Origin of the sequence: Novosphingobium lindaniclasticum LE124 (assembly GCF_000445125.1) — a bacterium.
GTDB classification, from domain to species: Bacteria; Pseudomonadota; Alphaproteobacteria; order Sphingomonadales; family Sphingomonadaceae; genus Novosphingobium; species Novosphingobium lindaniclasticum.
This window is the reverse complement of the sequence record NZ_ATHL01000011.1, coordinates 63453-81076: the sequence shown is the minus strand read 5'-3', so window position 1 is coordinate 81076 and position 17624 is coordinate 63453. Positions and strand designations below refer to the sequence as shown.

Annotated in this window: 16 protein-coding genes; 11 read left to right on the top strand and 5 right to left on the bottom strand. The window is 62.5% G+C overall.

Translation table 11 applies throughout. The features are described 5' to 3' along the window. The 3 genes from infB to rbfA all read left to right on the top strand — a co-directional run. Nucleotides 1-2101 (top strand): translation initiation factor IF-2 (gene infB, locus L284_RS26380; RefSeq protein ID WP_021232268.1); only part of this gene is annotated, 2101 nt, incomplete at its 5' end. Between the two features lie 405 nt (nucleotides 2102-2506). Further along, nucleotides 2507-3037: a DUF1697 domain-containing protein gene (locus L284_RS26375; protein ID WP_021232267.1), complete on the top strand. Its 531-nt coding sequence runs from the start codon at nucleotides 2507-2509 to the stop codon at nucleotides 3035-3037. A 124-nt stretch (nucleotides 3038-3161) separates the two neighbouring features. Then, entirely contained in the window at nucleotides 3162-3563 is a 402-nt protein-coding gene (rbfA, locus tag L284_RS26370; RefSeq protein ID WP_031341350.1) for a 30S ribosome-binding factor RbfA, read from the top strand. Between the two features lie 33 nt (nucleotides 3564-3596). On the opposite strand, the gene L284_RS26365 is transcribed toward rbfA, so the two are convergent. Continuing rightward, the gene (locus L284_RS26365) at nucleotides 3597-5165 is read right to left on the bottom strand and encodes a DUF1963 domain-containing protein (protein WP_021232265.1); all 1569 of its coding nucleotides are present in this window, start codon (nucleotides 5163-5165) and stop codon (nucleotides 3597-3599) included. A 151-nt stretch (nucleotides 5166-5316) separates the two neighbouring features. On the opposite strand from L284_RS26365, the gene L284_RS26360 reads away from it, so the two are divergent. From L284_RS26360 to pnp, 5 genes are all read left to right on the top strand, one after another. After that, nucleotides 5317-5907 (top strand): thymidine kinase, encoded by a 591-nt coding sequence (locus L284_RS26360; RefSeq protein WP_021232264.1) that lies wholly within the window; start codon nucleotides 5317-5319, stop codon nucleotides 5905-5907. A 56-nt stretch (nucleotides 5908-5963) separates the two neighbouring features. Further along, nucleotides 5964-6650 (top strand): site-2 protease family protein, encoded by a 687-nt coding sequence (locus L284_RS26355; RefSeq protein WP_021232263.1) that lies wholly within the window; start codon nucleotides 5964-5966, stop codon nucleotides 6648-6650. Between the two features lie 46 nt (nucleotides 6651-6696). Next, nucleotides 6697-7716, top strand: a complete 1020-nt coding sequence (gene truB / locus L284_RS26350) for a tRNA pseudouridine(55) synthase TruB (protein WP_021232262.1) — start codon at nucleotides 6697-6699, stop codon at nucleotides 7714-7716. A gap of 5 nt (nucleotides 7717-7721) precedes the next feature. After that, nucleotides 7722-7991 (top strand): 30S ribosomal protein S15, encoded by a 270-nt coding sequence (gene rpsO / locus L284_RS26345; protein ID WP_021232261.1) that lies wholly within the window; start codon nucleotides 7722-7724, stop codon nucleotides 7989-7991. Nucleotides 7992-8227: 236 nt separating this feature from the next. After that, nucleotides 8228-10555 carry a polyribonucleotide nucleotidyltransferase gene (gene pnp, locus L284_RS26340; RefSeq protein WP_021232260.1) on the top strand — a complete coding sequence of 776 codons (2328 nt, stop codon included), beginning with the start codon at nucleotides 8228-8230 and terminating at the stop codon, nucleotides 10553-10555. Nucleotides 10556-10696: 141 nt separating this feature from the next. Here pnp and L284_RS26335 read toward each other — a convergent pair whose 3' ends face one another. The 3 genes from L284_RS26335 to L284_RS46755 all read right to left on the bottom strand — a co-directional run bounded on the left by L284_RS26335 (nucleotide 10697) and on the right by L284_RS46755 (nucleotide 14282). Continuing rightward, nucleotides 10697-11839, bottom strand: coding sequence for a sensor domain-containing diguanylate cyclase (locus L284_RS26335; RefSeq protein WP_160172085.1), 1143 nt, complete (start codon nucleotides 11837-11839; stop codon nucleotides 10697-10699). 342 nt (nucleotides 11840-12181) lie between these two features. Beyond that, entirely contained in the window at nucleotides 12182-13375 is a 1194-nt protein-coding gene (locus tag L284_RS26330) for a tyrosine-type recombinase/integrase (RefSeq protein ID WP_021232258.1), read from the bottom strand. A gap of 73 nt (nucleotides 13376-13448) precedes the next feature. Beyond that, nucleotides 13449-14282: a hypothetical protein gene (locus L284_RS46755; protein ID WP_152524587.1), complete on the bottom strand. Its 834-nt coding sequence runs from the start codon at nucleotides 14280-14282 to the stop codon at nucleotides 13449-13451. A gap of 456 nt (nucleotides 14283-14738) precedes the next feature. On the opposite strand from L284_RS46755, the gene L284_RS26320 reads away from it, so the two are divergent. Together L284_RS26320 and L284_RS26315 are read left to right on the top strand one after the other, a co-directional pair. Continuing rightward, the gene (locus tag L284_RS26320) at nucleotides 14739-15320 is read left to right on the top strand and encodes a recombinase family protein (RefSeq protein ID WP_021232256.1); all 582 of its coding nucleotides are present in this window, start codon (nucleotides 14739-14741) and stop codon (nucleotides 15318-15320) included. 189 nt (nucleotides 15321-15509) lie between these two features. Next, entirely contained in the window at nucleotides 15510-15734 is a 225-nt protein-coding gene (locus tag L284_RS26315; RefSeq protein ID WP_021232255.1) for a hypothetical protein, read from the top strand. Between the two features lie 171 nt (nucleotides 15735-15905). Here the strand turns inward: L284_RS26315 and L284_RS26310 are convergent, their stop codons facing one another. Then, nucleotides 15906-17075 (bottom strand): hypothetical protein, encoded by a 1170-nt coding sequence (locus L284_RS26310; RefSeq protein ID WP_021232254.1) that lies wholly within the window; start codon nucleotides 17073-17075, stop codon nucleotides 15906-15908. Nucleotides 17076-17388: 313 nt separating this feature from the next. Between L284_RS26310 and L284_RS26305 the strand changes: the two genes are divergently transcribed. Continuing rightward, nucleotides 17389-17622, top strand: a complete 234-nt coding sequence (locus L284_RS26305) for a hypothetical protein (protein WP_021232253.1) — start codon at nucleotides 17389-17391, stop codon at nucleotides 17620-17622. The last annotated feature ends 2 nt before the right edge of the window (nucleotides 17623-17624 follow it).

The window sequence follows — 17624 nt, the reverse complement described above, 5'->3', positions numbered from 1 at the left end:
GGTCGCTCGCCCGCAGCCCGTGCGCAAGCCCGAAGCGCCTGCCGCGACCGCTGCCGCTGCGGCGCCCGCAAGCAACAACGCTCCGGCCAATACCGGCGGTTCCGCCGCGCCGAAGAGTGCGCCCGCAGCCAAGAAGGGCGCCGGTGCTCCGCCGCCGCCGCGCAGCACGCCGGATCGTGACCGCAAGGGCGGTGACCGCCGCCAGTCGGGCAAGCTGACCGTCAACCGGGCCCTGAACGACGACGAGGGCGCGCGCGCCCGCTCGCTCGCCGCGCTCAAGCGCGCCCGCGAGAAGGAACGTCGTGCGCACTTCGGCGGCCAGTCGCAGCAGCGCGAGAAGCAGGTCCGCGACGTGATCGTCCCCGAGGCGATCACCGTTCAGGAACTCGCCAACCGCATGGCCGAGAAGGGCGCCGACCTGGTGAAGGCGATGTTCAAGATGGGCATGATGGTCACCGTCAACCAGACGATCGACCAGGATACCGCCGAACTGCTTGTCACCGAATTCGGCCACAACATCCAGCGCGTGTCCGAGAGCGACGTCGATATCGACACCTCCATCGACGTCGATGCCGAAGAGACGCTGAAGCCGCGTCCTCCGGTCGTCGCCATCATGGGCCACGTCGACCACGGCAAGACCTCGCTGCTCGACGCGCTGCGCGGTACGGATGTGGTGCGCGGCGAAGCCGGCGGCATCACGCAGCACATGGGCGCCTACCAGATCAAGACCAAGGGCGGCGATCTCGTCACCTTCCTCGATACGCCGGGCCACGCCGCCTTCACGCAGATGCGTATGCGCGGCGCCAATGTGACGGACATCGTGATTCTCGTGGTCGCCGCGGACGACGGCATCATGCCGCAGACGATCGAGGCCATCAATCACACGAAGGCCGCGGGCGTGCCGATGATCGTTGCCATCAACAAGATGGACAAGCACGAGGCCAATCCCCAGAAGGTGCGCGAGCGCCTGCTGGAGCACGAAGTCATCGTCGAAGCCATGTCGGGCGACGTGCAGGACGTGGAAGTCTCGGCCAAGACCGGTGCCGGTCTGGACGAACTGATCGAGAAGATCCTGCTCCAGGCCGAACTCATGGAACTGAAGGCCAACCCCGACCGTGAGGCCGAGGCGACCGTGATCGAAGCCAAGCTCGACAAGGGCAAGGGTCCGCTCGCGACCGTGCTGGTCAACCGCGGCACCCTGAAGGTCGGCGACATCCTTGTCGTCGGTACCGAGAGCGGCCGCGTGCGCGCCATGCTCGACGACAAGGGCCGCCAGGTGAAGGCCGCGCCGCCTTCGATGCCGGTGGAAGTCCTGGGTATCGGCGGCGTGCCGATGGCCGGCGACCTGCTGAGCGTCGTGGAAAGCGAACAGCGTGCCCGTGAGGTCTCGGCCTACCGTCAGGAGCAGGCGACGGCCAAGCGCACCGCCATGGCCCCGGCCAGCATCGACACGATGTTCTCGGCCCTGGCGGCCAAGCAGAACGTCATCGAGTATCCGGTGGTGGTCAAGGCGGACGTGCAGGGTTCGGTCGAGGCGATCAACTCGGCGCTCCACGCCCTGTCGAACGACGAGATCAAGGTCCGCATCCTGCACTCGGGCGTGGGCGCCATCACGGAAACCGACGTGGCCCTGGCTTCGGCCTCGGGCGCGCCGATCGTGGGCTTCAACGTCCGCCCGAACGCCAAGGCGCGCGAGCAGATCGAAAAGACCAAGACGCCGATGATGTACTACGACGTCATCTACGAGCTGACCGCGGAGGTCGCGAAGCAGATGGCCGGCATCTGGGGTCCGGAACGCATCGAAACCGTGGTCGGCCGCGCCGAAGTCAAGCAGGTCTTCCCGGCCGGCAAGCGCGACAAGGCGGCCGGTCTGCTGGTGGTCGAAGGCTACATCCGCAAGGGCCTCAGCGCGCGTCTCACCCGCAACGACGTCATCGTTTCGGCCACGACGATCTCCTCGCTGCGCCGCTTCAAGGACGACGTGGACGAAGTGCGCGCCGGTCTGGAATGCGGTGTGGTCCTGGCCGACACCAACGACATCAAGGCGGGCGACCACCTCGAAGTCTTCGAAGTCAGCCACCGCGAACGTACCGTCGGCTAAGACTGTTCTCGGACACGGGAATCAAGGCCATCGTCGGAGCGATCCGGCGGTGGCCTTCTCGTTTCAGGCGCTCTTCAGGGGTAAGCGTCCCTCGCGTGTCAGGAATTTAACCGCGAACCTCTGCAGTCGCATGACTATGCCTGCTCCGTCGCAACGGCGACGGGTAATGCTGGTTTTCGGCGCGGCGACCTTTCTGGTCGCGCTTCTGCAGCTGGTCGTGAAGCTCATCGAGCTGAACCGCCGGTAAAGCGCCGATGATTGGCAAGGAGGCTGGCGCTGCAACGCCATCCAACAAGAGCCAGTTGGAAAACGGGGCCAGATGCTGCAACACCCAGGCTCGGACGGTGATGTGAAAACGTCTACCGTGGTAGGCCGTTCATACATTCATCGACCGGAATTTTCAAGATGACCCGCTACTGCGCCTTCTTCGCTTCGCTGATCGTCGGCGGCGATCGTCTGTCGATGGCGGACCTGCGCTATGCCTTCGAGCGCGAGGAACTGGAGAATGCCGAAACGGTGATTTCCAGCGGCAACGTCCTGTTCGATTACGAGGAGCGACCGAGCGAGGGGCTGGAGGAACTGCTGGCCTATCTATTGCGCGACCGGTTCGATCTTACGGCCTTCGTGGCGGTGCGCAAGCGTGAGGAGATCCGCGCGGCGGTGGAGGAGAACCCTTTCGTCGGCAGCGACGATGCCTTCGTCCACAGCGTCCTGCTGGAAAGGCAGCCGACCAGGCAGCAGTTCGGCCGGCTTGTGGGCGATCATGGCAGCATCGGCGCGGAGCGGCTTGCGCTGGGGGATCGCTGTCTTTTCGTCGATTTCGGCGGGCCGATGGGAGAAAGCCTGCTGACCATGGAGTTCATCGAGAAGCGGCTCGCCTGCCGGGGGGCGGCGCGCAACGTCCGTTCGCTGGCACGGATCGTCGCGAAGATGTGAACGGCGCGAGGCTTGCGCAGTTGCTCGCTCCGCGCGTGAGTTGGGCGGGCAAACGACATGAACCGGGCGTGGAGCTGTAATCAATTGTTGCAAATTGCGGCCATGGGCCCACATGGACAAAGCCATGGCACGCCAGCAAGTCACTCCCGAACAGCATTCCGTCCGCCTTCTCAAGGTCGGCGAGCAAGTGCGTCACGTCCTTTCCGAGATTCTCACGCGGCAGCAGGTCCACGATGACACGCTCAGCACGCGATCTGTTTCCGTAACCGAAGTCCGCATGACGCCAGACCTGCGGATCGCAACGGTCTTCGTGAAGCCCTTGCTGGGTGAGGAAGAAGAGATCGTGCTCAAGGCTCTGCAGACGCATACGGCATTCTTCCAGCGGGAAGTGGCGCAGAGGCTGAAACTCAAATCCGCCGCCAAGATCCGCTTCCGCATCGACGACACCTTCGAAGAGGCCAGCCGGATCGATGCTCTGCTCAACGATCCCAGAGTGAAGCGCGACCTCGAAGGCGGAAGCGACTGACGGCTCGCGCGATCCTCGGAAAACCGCCGGTCGTCACCCAGACTGGAAGGTAAGCGCGACCCGGTCCCATCTGCGGCGGGCGAGGTCTTCTGGCCGTATCCAGAACTGGTAGAGGGCCCAGTCCCAGTCCATCATGTCATCGCGCGCGAGCTGCAGCAGCAGGATCTCGCCGCGATGATCGTCATGCCCGGCGCGGGACAGGCCGCCGCTCGGGCCGAACATCTGGTGCTGGTGCAGATTGGCCAGCCGAAAGGCGGCGTTGATCCGGGCCAGTTCCGAATCTGGAACTTGCGCCAGAGCCTCGGGCGGGCCCGAGACCATGGCGCGCAGCGAGAGGGCGGCGATTTCTGCCATCGACTGCGGCAGATGACAACGCACGAGATCGGGACAGTCCCGGCCCAAGTGGGTGAGGACGTCCTCGATCACGGCGAACTCGTCCTGCGAAAGCGGGCTCCAGAGATCGCGGTCATCGACAAAACCGTCCATCGCCGGCACGACTTGCGACAGCGCGGCGTGCTGCGCCCTGATGTTCGCGAGCTTCGCCTCCTCGCGTTCGAAGGCGCGCTCCGCCGCTTCGAGCCGCAAGGGTGTCGTCGCCGGATCGGACTGAAGCATCTCGATATCCGCGCGCGCATCCGACGTGCGGATCATGCGCTTGTCGATCAGCCGTGACGCTTCGGCGAGGGCGACATGCAGGCGTTCGGCGAGATGACAGGCGCCATGCCACCAGATGCGAGTCACGGGTTCCGGCACGGTAAGCGCGCCGTCGCGCAGCGGATAGCGCCGGGCCAGCCACTCGGTCATGGCCCGTTCCACGGCTTCTTCGTCGCCCGGTTCGTCCCCGTCGCGCAGGTCCTCGGGCAGGGCGACGGCGACCGGCTCCACGGGCCAGAACGGAAAGAAGTCCTGGAATGGACGCGCAGTGTTGCTGGCCGGTAGACCCTTGCCATCGCGAGGCGCGGCAGGCGGCGCGGTGAATTCGTGGGCCCCGGGCGGGACCGGAACCACCGCACCGTCTCCCAGAAAGAACGCCAGTGATCCGGCCGCCGGAAGCGGCGCTTCGGGACAGGCGGCGGCGATGTCCGCCAGGTCGATCTGAGCGGCGAAAGGCAGGGGCGCTCCGTTCTCGTCGCGCGGCCAGGGAATGCCGGTCAGCTTAGGCAGGCCCCCAAGCCAGCTGGGATCGTCGAACCAGTCGCGCGATCGCGAGCGGGCCTTGCGGATCAGCGCAAGAGGGCCGGGCGGGGGACCTTCTATATCCGGAGCCTCGGACTCGCCAGCGCGCGCCTCGTTCGGGCGGAGCAGGCCTTGATCCGTGGCTCGGAATTCCGGCCGCCAAACCGGGCCGGATGCGACAGGCACCGGGCGCGCGCCGTTCAGCAGCAACAGGAGCCCACAGAGCACTGCACCTGTCACAAGCGGCGCCGCGATGGCGCCGATCGGGCCGAGCAGCGCGAGCATGGCGGCGGCGGCTTGGTCGAACATCGCAAAGGTCGGGCGCGAGGGCGGCGCGGCGTGAGGGGCGAAAGGCGCATCCACGACATAGCCGGCGGCGGCTCCTGCCAGAGCGATGATCACGACCATGGCGATCCATCTCTTCATGCCCAGCTCCCTGTCAGCTTCAGTCGTCCATGCGCGCGCTGTTCCGATCGTAGCTGCGACAAGTAGATAACGGCGGCGGTTTTCATTCAAGCGGGGACAATCGCAACAGGTGCCGTGCGGGGTGCGATGGGGCATGTTATCCCCAACTCCGATGGCTAAACTCTATTTCTACTATGCCAGCATGAACGCCGGGAAGTCGGCGACTTTGCTTCAGGCGAATTTCAACTATCACGAGCGCGGCATGCGCACGATGTTGTGGACCGCCGCGATCGACGACCGCAGCGACGCGCGCGGACAGGATTTCGCGATCGAGAGCCGCATCGGCCTCCACGCGCCGGCGCACCGTTTCCAGCCGGACACCGACCTCGTGGCGCAAGTGCGCGCGGTCCATGCGGTCGAGCCATTGTCCTGCCTGCTCGTGGATGAGGCGCAGTTCCTGACGCCGCAGCAAGCCTGGCAATGCGCACATGTTGCCGACCGCGAGAACATCCCCGTGCTGTGCTACGGGTTGCGGACCGACTTCCGGGGCGAGTTGTTTCCCGGATCGGCGATCCTGCTGGGCATTGCCGATGCCTTGATCGAACTGAAAGCCGTGTGCCATTGCGGACGCAAGGCCACGATGAACCTGCGCGTCGATGCGGCGGGTGCTGCCGTGCGAGAGGGCGCGCAGACGGAGATCGGCGGGAACGACCGCTATGTCGCGCTTTGCCGCCGGCACTTCGGCGAAGCGATGGAGCGGTAACGCGCTTATCCGCCTGCTCCATTGCAGCCTCGGTCTCCTGGCCCTAGATCAGCGCCATGAACCAGACCCTGCTGCAAGCCGCGGCGCTTATCATCCCGCTTATCGTCGCCATCGTCTTCCATGAAGTCGCGCATGGCTGGACGGCGCTGGCGCTGGGTGACCCGACCGCGCAGGAGCAGCGGCGCCTGTCGCTCAACCCGCTCCGCCATGTCGATCCCATGGGGACGATCGTGCTGCCGGGCTTTCTGGCGCTGGCCGGCCTGCCGATCTTCGGATGGGCCAAGCCGGTGCCGGTCAATCGCTGGCGGCTGAACGATCCGCGCCGGGGCATGATGGCGGTCGCGGCGGCGGGGCCGGGCACCAACCTGGTGCTCGCCGCAGTGGGCGCCGTGCTTCTGGGCGTGCTGGTGCGTCTTGCGGGAGATGCCGAGGGCGCCGGGCTGACCTTCGCGGCGATGAACCTCAACAATTTCATCACCATCAACGTCTTCCTGGCGCTGTTCAACCTGCTGCCGATACCGCCTTTCGACGGATCGCATATCGTCGAAGGCCTGCTCCCCCGCCGCGCGGCCCGGCAGTACGAGCGGTTCCGGCCCTACGGTTTCCCGCTGCTCATCGTGCTCCTGCTGGTGGTGCCCTATTTCTTCCCGCAATGGGGCATCGTGCGGCGAGTGGTCCTGCCGCCGGTGATCTGGGCAACCGACCACTATTATACTCTGGCGCAGTTCGTGGCGGGGGCCTGACGCCGCAGGCGTTGACATTTCCGCCCGGCGCGACTTGGGGAAGGCCATGACTTCCGCTCCCCAGACCCGCCCGGCCCCCCATGGCTGGATCATCCTCGACAAGCCGCTCGGCCTCGGCTCGACGCAGGCCGTCGCGGCCGTGAAGCGCAACTTGCGCGAGGCCGGCTATGGCAAGAAGGTGAAGGTCGGCCACGGCGGCACGCTCGACCCGCTGGCGACGGGCGTTCTCCCGGTCGCGCTGGGCGAGGCGACCAAGCTCGCCGGGCGCATGCTGGATGCCAGCAAGATCTACGAGTTCACCGTGCGCTTCGGCGAGGAAACGGATACGCTGGACCTTGAGGGCAAAGTGATCGCCACCAGCGAGGTGCGGCCGACCCTGGAGCAGGTGCAGGCCGTGTTGCCGCGCTTCACCGGGCCGATCGAACAGGTGCCGCCGATCTATTCAGCGCTCAAGGTGGATGGCGAGCGGGCCTACGATCTCGCCAGAGCGGGGCAGGAGGTGGCGCTCAAATCGCGGAGCGTGACGATTCACGAGCTTTCCCCCCTCTCCGTCAGGGGAGGGCCCGGGGGTGGGGGCTCGCCGGAAATGCAGCGCCTGGAGGCTGGCCCCCACCCCAACCTCTCCCCTGAAGGAGACGGGCTCGCGTTGTCCGAAATCACTTTCGAGGCCCATGTCTCCAAGGGCACCTATATCCGCTCGCTGGCACGGGACATCGCCAAGGCTCTCGGCACCGTTGGTCATGTGACCATGTTGCGCCGCGTGAAGGCCGGCCCGTTCGACCTGTCGCGGGCGATTTCGCTGGACAAATTGAACGAAATCGGCAAGGGCGCTGCGCTTGAGCAGGTACTCTTGCCACTTGAGGTGGGGCTGGACGACATCCCGGCCATCGACCTCGATCCGGAGCAGGCAAGGGCGGTCCGCCAGGGCCGTGTTCTGACCGGATTGCCCCATGAAGACGGGCTCTGCTGGGCGCGGGAAGGGATCACTCCCGTCGCGCTCATGGAGCTTTCGGGTGGAGAAGCCCGCGTCGTCAGGGGATTCAACCTATCGGATGTCGCGGAGTAGAGTACATGTCGGTTACCGCTGAAAAGAAGCAGGACATCATTTCGGACAACGCACGCGTCGCTGGCGACACGGGCAGCCCGGAAGTTCAGGTCGCGATCCTCACTGAGCGCATCCGCAACCTGACCGAGCACTTCAAGGCTCACCACAAGGACAACCACTCGCGTCGCGGTCTGCTGGCCATGGTCAACAAGCGCCGCTCGCTGCTGGACTACCTGAAGAAGAAGGACGTGGCGCGCTACAACGCCCTCATCCAGAAGCTCGGTCTGCGTAAGTAAGAACCGAGAAGACGGCCCGCTTCGGCGGGCCGTTTTGCATTTGTGGCCCGCGATGTGGTAATGGGCCCGCATGACAAGGCCACGTCGTCCCGGACGACGAAATAGATAACCGGGCATCTTCCGCAATCCGGCGGGAGGCCCAGGGGCGACGAAAAAGCCCCGCACCGGACCGGGACGGTATCCCCGGCAGTAAGCCCCGCATGGCAATAGGGCCTCGCGGGTCAAGGAAATCGAAAATGTTCGACGTCAAAACCGTAAGCATGGAGTGGGGCGGCAAGACCCTCACACTCGAAACCGGCCGCGTGGCCCGTCAGGCCGACGGCGCCGTCCTCGCCACCTATGGCGAAACGGTCGTGCTCTGCGCGGTGACCGCCGCCAAGTCGGTGAAGGAAGGCCAGGACTTCTTCCCGCTGACCGTCCACTACCAGGAAAAGTTTTCGGCCGCCGGCCGCATTCCGGGTGGCTTCTTCAAGCGCGAGCGCGGCGCCACCGAAAAGGAAACGTTGACCAGCCGCCTGATCGACCGTCCGGTCCGTCCGCTGTTCCCCGAAGGTTTCTACAACGAAATCAACGTGATCTGCCAGGTTCTCAGCTTTGATGGCGAGACCGAGGCCGATATCGTTGCGATGATCGCCGCTTCGGCCGCGCTCACCATCTCGGGCGTGCCCTTCATGGGTCCGATCGGCGCCTGCCGCGTCGGCTTCGTCGACGGCGAATATACGCTGAACCCGAAGCAGACCGCCGCTCTCGAAGACGGCCGCCTCGATCTCGTCGTCGCCGCCACCAGCGATGCGGTGATGATGGTGGAATCGGAAGCCAAGGAGCTGACCGAGGAAGAGATGCTGGGTGCCGTCATGTTCGCGCATGACGAATGCCGCAAGGTCGTCAACCTCGTGATCGACCTGGCCGAGCAGGCTGCCAAGGAACCTTGGGAAATCGACCTGTCGGACAACACCGCCGACATCAAGGCGAAGCTCAAGAAGGCCGTCGGCAAGGACGTTACCGCCGCCTACAAGCTGACCGACAAGTCGGCCCGCTCGAACGCGCTGAACGCTGCCCGTGCCAAGGCCAAGGAAGCCTTCTCCGGCGAGACCCCGCAGCTCCAGATGGTCGCCATCAAGACCATGAAGAAGCTGGAAGCCGAAATCGTGCGCGGCGCCATCCTCAAGGACGGCAAGCGCATCGACGGCCGCAAGCTCGATCAGGTCCGCCCGATCGAATCGATGGTCGGCTTCCTGCCGCGCACTCACGGTTCGGCGCTGTTCACCCGCGGTGAAACGCAGGCGATCTGCACCACCACCCTGGGCACCAAGGATGCTGAACAGATGATCGACGGCCTGGAAGGCCTGTCGTACTCGTCGTTCATGCTGCACTACAACTTCCCGCCCTACTCGGTCGGCGAAGTGGGCCGCTTCGGCGCTCCGGGCCGCCGCGAGATCGGCCACGGCAAGCTGGCATGGCGCGCGCTGCACCCCGTGCTGCCCGCCAAGGAAGACTTCCCCTACACCATCCGCATCCTGTCGGACATCACCGAGTCGAACGGCTCGTCCTCGATGGCGACGATCTGCGGCGGCTGCCTTTCGATGATGGACGCCGGCGTGCCGCTGGTCCGTCCGGTCTCGGGCATCGCCATGGGCCTGATCCTGGAAGGCGACGATTTCGCCGTTCTTTCGGACATCCTGGGCGACGAGGATCACCTCGGCGACATGGACTTCAAGGTAGCCGGCACCGAACTCGGCATCACCACGATGCAGATGGACATCAAGATCGCCGGCATCACCAAGGAAATCATGGGCAAGGCGCTGGAGCAGGCGAAGGCCGGCCGCGCACACATCCTGGGTGAGATGAACAAGGCCCTTGGTTCGGCTCGCACCGAACTTTCGGCTCACGCACCGCGCATCGAGACGATCCAGATCGACAAGTCGAAGATCCGTGACGTCATCGGCACCGGCGGCAAGGTGATCCGCGAGATCGTCGCCGAGACCGGCGCCAAGGTCGACATCGACGACGAAGGCGTGATCAAGATCTCGTCCTCCGACGTCGCCCAGATCGAAGCCGCCAAGAAGTGGATCCTCGGCATCGTCGAGGAAGCGGAAGTCGGCAAGATCTACGACGGCAAGGTCGTCAACATCGTCGATTTCGGTGCTTTCGTGAACTTCATGGGCGGCAAGGACGGTCTGGTCCACGTCTCCGAAATGAAGAACGAGCGCGTGGAAAAGCCGACCGACGTGGTCAAGGAAGGCCAGCTCGTCAAGGTCAAGGTCCTCGAGATCGACCAGCGCGGCAAGGTTCGCCTGTCGATGCGCGTCGTCGACCAGGAAACCGGCGAAGCGCTGGAAGATACCCGTCCGGCCCGCGAACCGCGCGAGCCGCGTGGCGATCGTGGTCCTCGTGAAGACCGTGGCGGTGACCGTCGTGGTCCTCGCCGCGATGGAGGCGGCCGTGGCGGCGATCGTGGTCCGCGCGGCGAAGGCCGGGGCGACCGTGGTCCTCGCGGCCCGCGTGGCGGCGACAACGGCGGTGGCGATCCCGACCACATGCCGGCGTTCCTCAAGGAAGACTGATCGCTTTAGCGATCGGCTTTCAAGAGCCGGAACAGACGAAGGGGCCGCAGCGATGCGGTCCCTTTTTCGTTCTGGCTGCACTATCTGCGCACATTGCTCCCACGATGACATGGGAACCAGGCCTGCCCAACGAACGCCGCCTCAGTTGGCGGCAGCGAGCCGAGGGGCCGCCTTGTCCTCGCCGCGGGTTCGGCGCGGTGCCGTGACCACGCGGTTCTTGCCGGCCTGCTTGGCCCCGTAGAGCGCGCTGTCGGCCATGGTGATGACGTCCCCGGCGCCTGTCGCCGTTTCCGGAACCGTGGCTATGCCGAAAGAGGCGCTGATCTCGGTTCCATGTGCGGCCGAAAGCGCTTCCACGCGCTTGCGCAGGAGTTCGGCCTTGGTGGCAGCGTTCTCGAGGCTGCACTTGGGCATGATCACCAGCAGTTCCTCGCCGCCGTAGCGGGCGATCACGTCGGAGGGGCGCAGCGTATCCACCAACTGGCCCGCCACATCCCGAAGGACAGCGTCGCCCTTGGCATGGCCATGTTCGTCGTTGAGGCGCTTGAAGTTGTCGAGATCGATCATCAGCACCGAGATCGGGGTGCCGGTGCGCTGCGCCAGGTTGACGTATCGCTTCAGCGCGTCCTCCATGTAGCGCCGGTTATAGAGGCCGGTCAGCGGATCACGGAGGGACTGGGTCCGCAGCTTTTCGCGCAGCGCGATGTTCGACAGGGCGAGCGACATCGAATCGGCAAGGGCCCTGGCGATTCGCCGGGTGCCTCGCAGCCGGTCGCGCGCCTCGCCGGGGTCGGCGGCGATCACGAGCAGGCCGAAAACCTGACCGCGCGCCATCATCGGCACCTCGATGGTGGAGACCTCGCCCGTGGCATGTTGGCAGCATAACGAGCCGCCTTTCCGGTCGTTGACATGCGGCTTGCCGCGCTTGAGCGCCCAGCAGGTGCCGGGGAACAGCGTGGCGGGCGCCACGAAGCCGTCCTTGCGCCCCCAGGATCGCGCGAGATCGAGCCGGTCGCGGGAATTGTTGAAGATGTAGAGCGCTCCGCTCAGATCCGGAAGCAGCCGCTCGGCGCTGGCCATGAGCACCGCGCCCGCATCCTCGTGATCGTCCGCCGCCTGGAGCATGTCGGCCATGGCGAACAGTTCCTCGACTTGCGCCCTTGCGGCGCTGGCCTCCGCTACCAGGGAGAGGTGCCCGTTCCTTTCGGCCGACGCGCGCCGGCCGTATCGGACCCCGGCGCCCAGGGTAAACAGAGCCGTCGATGCTGCGATCCCGGCGAGCACATGCGATGCGGTGCCTTGCAAAAGAAAACTCGATACCGCGCTTGCCGCGCAGCAGGCCTGAGCCACATGAACGGAAAGACGCCGAACTGTCGTGCGGCCGGTCACGGGCAAGAGTATACTGTCGATTTTCTGCATCGCATCCTGCTCATGTGGAAGCGAGCAGGCTAGTCCCTTTCGGCTAAGGAACCGTAACGAACGAGATTAAGATGGCGTTACTGCCGATTAACTTGCAGTAATCGCTGGCACGTAAATGCGCCAGGCAAGCGCGAAACCGGCTACAGTTCACCGGCACGCCGAGCGGCGCTTCAGCGACAAATCGAAAACGGAGATGTGGAGAAACTCTCAATCATCTTGAGAGAACAGGGTGGAGGCCCGAGCCGGAATCGAACCGGCGTGCAAGGATTTGCAGTCACCCTGTGGAGGCACTCCGTTCCGCCAAATTACTGTTCTAAAACGATTTATTTCGCGGGGTGCTTTTCGCGTGAGGGGAAGATTCAGCCCGTTTACCCCTCCCTTCGGAGGCATTCCGCCATCGTGATAGGCGGTCATTTTCTTAACGGCCTCCGCGAGCGTCTTGTCTTCAATATGAGCGTAGCGAAGGGTCGTCTGAATTGTGCGATGGCCCATCAGTTGCTGCAAGACCCGAATGTTAACGTCCGCTTGGATCGCCCGCGTAGCGTAGGAATGTCTGCAAGCGTGGAATACGAAAGTCGGATCGTCCGCGAGGCCCATAGCCCGCCGCGCCTTGTCCCACTGTCCCCTCAGTTGCCAGTAGTCCGGCATGAGACTTTGAGTCACTAGCGGCGCAAGGTGCTCATAGACTTCCTTGGAGAGCGGGACGGATCGGGGGTGTCCATTCTTAGTCTTGTGCAGGTGGACCCATCCCGGCGTCACCTGATCCGGTTGTAGCGTCAGAAGTTCGGTAGCGCGAAGGCCCGTCCGAATCGCGATGTAGACTAGAGCGTCGAAGGGGCTGGGGAGCAGCTTGCAGAGTTGGACTTCCTCTTTGCGAGTGATCCAGCGGATGCGGTTCTCTTCCTCGTCGTTCCATTCAAGCTCCGGTAGATCGACCGTGCGGAAGCCGCGCCGCTTACAGAAGCGGAGGAAGGCGCTGAGGCACGAAATGTAGCGGTTGATGGTCGCATCCGATAGGCTTTCCTCCCGGAGCGTTTTTACCAGAAGGTCCACCGTGTTCAGGTCGAAGGCGTCTAGATACAGCTTTTCGCCTACAATCCGGGCGATACGCTCTAGCTTCGTGTAGCTAAGCGTTGCGGTCGTCTGCCCTGCCCACAGAATGCCGTGCGCTCTCGTTATACCGTCCCGAACCGTCATGGGCGAAGGCTTGCGAGCGCCTTCCTTCGCAGGTGCTGTGGACGGTTCCTCCTTGCCTTCCAATTGGCGCAGCAAGGAGGCTTCTAGGGCGCGAGCCTCTCGCATGGTGTTCGCACGGCCCCGCTTTCGCGTACCTGCGAGGCTCACTTCCACCCGGAAGCGCCCAGTTAGCTTTCCGTTCTTGCGGTCGGGATAGATCGGCATGGCCGCTTTGATGGACTCCTTACGAATCCACCGTCAAGCCGCGAGTTACAACCCAGCTAGCGCAGGCGGCGGCCTATTCGCTGTGCGTGGAACTGCTGGGCTTTTTTATGGCCATCGCGATTCCGCCTAAATAGCCGCCCAGCCCGTCGAAGCCGCAAGCGGTGAAAACAGCCAGCAGTACCCCCGAAAGCGCATACGGCAGAGGATCATTTTTCAGCGCCCTAGCGGCCTGCTTTCCGTACCTCGCTATTTCAACAATGAGACCCGTCTGAAGCGTATCTTTCAGTTTACCATCATCTACGGCGGTCAGGAGCATGCCTAGGGCGTCGTGCAGTTTTCTTAATCGGCCAAGGGCGAATTCGACCTCATCCAAGGGCGGCCCCCCGTTATGGCTTGGCTGCTCAAGGTGCTTAATCAGAGTGCCGATTGCCGCTTGAGCCACTGGAACTAGCGTTTTGATCGCTTTCGCCTGTTGCAGCGTTGATTGCGCCCCCGTCCATGCATTCGCATCGTATTTTCCGGGCATCGACGCGGCGGACGAGTGTTCATTTTGCTCTAGGAAGTCCAGAAGCGGCTCGAACTGTTCCCGGATAAATTGACGCCTAGGTTCCCAGCTGGGGTCTACCGATTTAGCAAAGGACCAAAGCTCAGCGAGGTCCTTATTTCTGCGTAACCACTTTGGAACAAGATTGCGAATTGACGGCTCAGACAGGAGTTCGCTGCGCATACTCTTATAGTATTCTTCGCTTAGCGTCTTGCCGCCAGCAAAATAATCTATCATTTCGTGTTGAAATGACAGGACTCTTTCAAACATTTCTTCTGGATCGGTTTGATTGAACGGCGATACCAAAGCGCGATTACTCCCAAGGCGACCGACTGGATAATCAAGGCGTTGGGTTCTGCTCAAGTAGCGGGTCCGGATAAACCCCAGTAAAATCCCGACAGGGCTCGCTGCTCTTTCCGAACCAACAACAACCAACAAGGCGAGGCTTTAGCGGTGTTTTTGAAAGCGCCTGTCGCCTAGCAGTCGGGGGAACCCTAATCGCTCCCGGAAGGGACCCGGAGGGACCCAATCGTCGGGGAGGGGACCCGTCGTTCCTGGAAAGATAGGCCAAGCGACGGCTCTCGCTTCCGTTCCGTACCTCGCCCAGAGCCGGGGGCATATGGCTTTCCTGAGCGCGGTGGGCGGGAGTGCGTGGAGATATTGCCCCGACCATTCCCCCCTCGCGGTGCATCACTCAAAACTTCTAAGTTGTGAGAGAGGACGAAACGTGCCGCCATGCCTCTATCAAAAGATATGTTGACGGATTGTGAGATATGCCTCATAACCTCGTTATATCTTCTGAGGGACTAGGAGCGCATCATGAGCCGTATCGCCTACTACCGCTGCTCGACCGGAGACCAGAGCGTCGAAGCTCAGCGTCAGGCGTTAGGTGGGTCGTTTGACCGTGAATTCTCCGATGAGGGCGTAAGCGGAGCAACGCGGGCGGAAGATCGTCCAGGCTTTGCTAAGCTCCTGTCCTACGTTCGCGAGGGCGACGTGCTTTCTGTCTACCATATCGACCGCATAGGCCGTGACGCTCTCGACGTGCAGGCGATGGTCCGTCGCTTGCTGGACATGGGCGTGACTATCGACGTGAAGGGGCTGGGGACCATCGGTAGAGGCGTGGGCGAGCTTATCGTAGCTGTTCTGGCGCAGATAGCGGACATGGAGCGCCACAGGATCAAAGAGCGTTGCGAAGCGGGACGCGAAGCTGCCAAGGCTTCTCTTGCGGCTACTGGTAAGACCCATCGGGGGAAGGTGAGCTTAGGTCGCCCAGTAGCCAAGGAGGCTTCCGAAGTCATTGCATGGCGCAAGGCAAATGCCGCGAGCATAAAGCAGACAAGTGAACACTTTGGAATATCTAAGGCTACCGTGTCCAGGTACTGTGCCGCAGTATTGTAATCAAAATGTTGAATAGATCAGGGCGCTTAGGCGCTCTGTTCATTAGGTAGACATTCTACTAACGTGTATGGTCGTAAATCTAGGACCGAATAATTACGCGTTAACCTTCTTTATGTATTGTGGCGCGAATCTGTCATGAGTAGATCGCAACTTCCTCGGCGCGGTGCCGAGTGATGTTGGGAAGCGAAAATGGAAACGACATTTATGCTTCATGGCGAGACGGCTGTGGAGCTTCATGACATGGGGGAGGGCTCGCTGGTCCTTTGCCAGAAGAACGAAACCGGAGAGCTTGAGCAGGTCGCGCTAGATTGGGAGCAACTTCTGCTAGCGGTGCAGGCGCTGAGCCCCCGCTATGGTCATGATCTCGCGAAAAACACAGATCAGTCTTCGCAGGGGATGCGAGAGGCGGCCTAACGGAGCCGGAGCTAGGGGGGAAGATCTCGCAGAGCGAAGCGAAGCCAGTGTTGGCCTATCCGCAAGCTCTAAAATGTTCCTAGTAAACCCCCTAGCTCTCTCCCGCCGCTATGGTGTCCAGCCTGAGGCTTGCAAGCATCAATAAATGATATTGAATGTATCGCCGTAGGCCTACGCAATCTCAGGAACAATGCCGACCTTCTCCGCGAAGACTGACTTGAGCAGTGACACAGCTAGGTCCTTCGCGTCCTCCGCGACGATCAGGCTATCGTGAACCGGGAGCGCTGGGACGCCATGGTCAAACGCAAGACGCTCCAAAACCTCTAACATGATTTCACTGTCCTGATATTGAAGCTCGGCCCACGTGACAGGAGCGGTCTGTCCGTCCTCACCAATGATCGGGAGCTTGCTGAGGATCAGGTCGCCAGTCTTGCGCAGCGGGAAGTCATCCGAGAGTTTCCGTCCGTGCTTCCGTAGATACTCAGCGGCGATCTCTCTAGGCCATTGCCTGTGTCGCTTCCCATGGCTGAGGGTCATTGTAACCCATTGCTTTGCGATCTCTCGCGGTAGGCCCTCTACAGCATAGGGGTCCCCCTCCAAGACGGAGGCGGGGATGTAGCCCATGCCGACAATTATCGTCAGGTGCGCGGCGCGGAGGTCTAGCTCGACCGTGCGCTTTCCATTGATGGTTATCGCCGCCCGGTCTTCCTTTCGGGCGTTCTGATAGCTTTCGTCCCCAAGTGCGTAGAGCCGCCCCCCTTGGTTCCATTGGTAGGAGGTCTGCTGATCGCCGTTAGCGAAGATGCGGCGAAGGAACACAGCAGGGAATGGAGCAAAGGTCTGCTCGCAAAGGTAAGCGTTAAGCCGATCCATACGCTGCTTGATGTCGGGGAATAGCTTGTCCTCGGGGTGCGGGATCATGTCGCGGGCTTTCGCCTTCGGGCCTGCATTCGCGGGCCTCGCTGCCCGTAGGATGACTGAAGCTGCTGAGCCTAAGTGGATTTCCTCGCTACGTTCGAAGTGCAAGTCCCAAGTTTCGCGTGTGATGCCTTTCGAAGCGAACCACTCACGGAAGGCTGCGGTGCCCCGGAATCTTGTCGCTCGCTTCCATTCCGGGTGTCTGCCTGCGGTAAACTCGCTATCCGTCCAGACCATATTGCCGGTGACGCTATCGACCATGCCGCAGGCCTTGAGTTCATCGAAAAACTGCTTGGTTGTGCGATAGCCCACAGGACCGTCCGTAAACGAGGCGCGGCTAAACTCTCGGAACAGCCATCCCCCTAGATGCGTATGGTCGCGTTGCAACAAGTCTGCGACAAGAGCGCCTACAGCCTTCATCATGGGCTTGCCTGGGCGTCTTGCCGACTGATGGAACAGCTTAACAGCTAGATTCTCGCAAAGACGCTCAGCCTCTGATGAAACAGGAAAGGCGCTCAGGGGCGAGTATTTCGCTGCGTCCATCTCTACAGCGGGATAGCGAGGCGAGCTTGTCATAGGTGATGGCACTTACGTTTTTGAGTTGGTAGGCCTCCCCTTCGCGGTTCGATGCGACGGGGGGATTATGCGGTTAAGGTCTGTTACTGCGGTTTTGTGCTGCGCGGCGCTGAGTGCTTGCGGCTGCTCTAAGTATCCGTCTGCTTACTCGTGCGACTACGTGGAGAACAAGGCCGATTATGAGGTCTGGTATTGGCGCAACGTAGAAGACGGTAATGAGGACGATAACAAGCTGATCGGCCACGCTACCGGCCTACAACAATGCGAGGACAATGCCCGCGCCTATGCGGAGGCGATTGGCGACGAATTCACCGGACGCTCTTACGTCTGCTCATTGATGGATGACGGGAAGCGGATGGAGAACCATCGCAACATGATCGGGCAACCGGGCTGAAA

Excerpts from the sequence above, each read along its gene's own strand:
- L284_RS26375 (WP_021232267.1), top strand. The coding sequence starts at position 2,507 with ATGACCCGCTACTGCGCCTTCTTCGCTTCGCTGATCGTCGGCGGCGAT.
- L284_RS26360 (WP_021232264.1), top strand. The coding sequence starts at position 5,317 with ATGGCTAAACTCTATTTCTACTATGCCAGCATGAACGCCGGGAAGTCG.
- L284_RS26310 (WP_021232254.1), bottom strand. The coding sequence starts at position 17,075 with ATGATGAAGGCTGTAGGCGCTCTTGTCGCAGACTTGTTGCAACGCGAC.
- L284_RS26365 (WP_021232265.1), bottom strand. The coding sequence starts at position 5,165 with ATGAAGAGATGGATCGCCATGGTCGTGATCATCGCTCTGGCAGGAGCC.
- rpsO (WP_021232261.1), top strand. The coding sequence starts at position 7,722 with ATGTCGGTTACCGCTGAAAAGAAGCAGGACATCATTTCGGACAACGCA.
- truB (WP_021232262.1), top strand. The coding sequence starts at position 6,697 with ATGACTTCCGCTCCCCAGACCCGCCCGGCCCCCCATGGCTGGATCATC.
- L284_RS26320 (WP_021232256.1), top strand. The coding sequence starts at position 14,739 with ATGAGCCGTATCGCCTACTACCGCTGCTCGACCGGAGACCAGAGCGTC.
- L284_RS26330 (WP_021232258.1), bottom strand. The coding sequence starts at position 13,375 with ATGCCGATCTATCCCGACCGCAAGAACGGAAAGCTAACTGGGCGCTTC.
- rbfA (WP_031341350.1), top strand. The coding sequence starts at position 3,162 with ATGGCACGCCAGCAAGTCACTCCCGAACAGCATTCCGTCCGCCTTCTC.
- L284_RS26315 (WP_021232255.1), top strand. The coding sequence starts at position 15,510 with ATGGAAACGACATTTATGCTTCATGGCGAGACGGCTGTGGAGCTTCAT.
- pnp (WP_021232260.1), top strand. The coding sequence starts at position 8,228 with ATGTTCGACGTCAAAACCGTAAGCATGGAGTGGGGCGGCAAGACCCTC.
- L284_RS26355 (WP_021232263.1), top strand. The coding sequence starts at position 5,964 with ATGAACCAGACCCTGCTGCAAGCCGCGGCGCTTATCATCCCGCTTATC.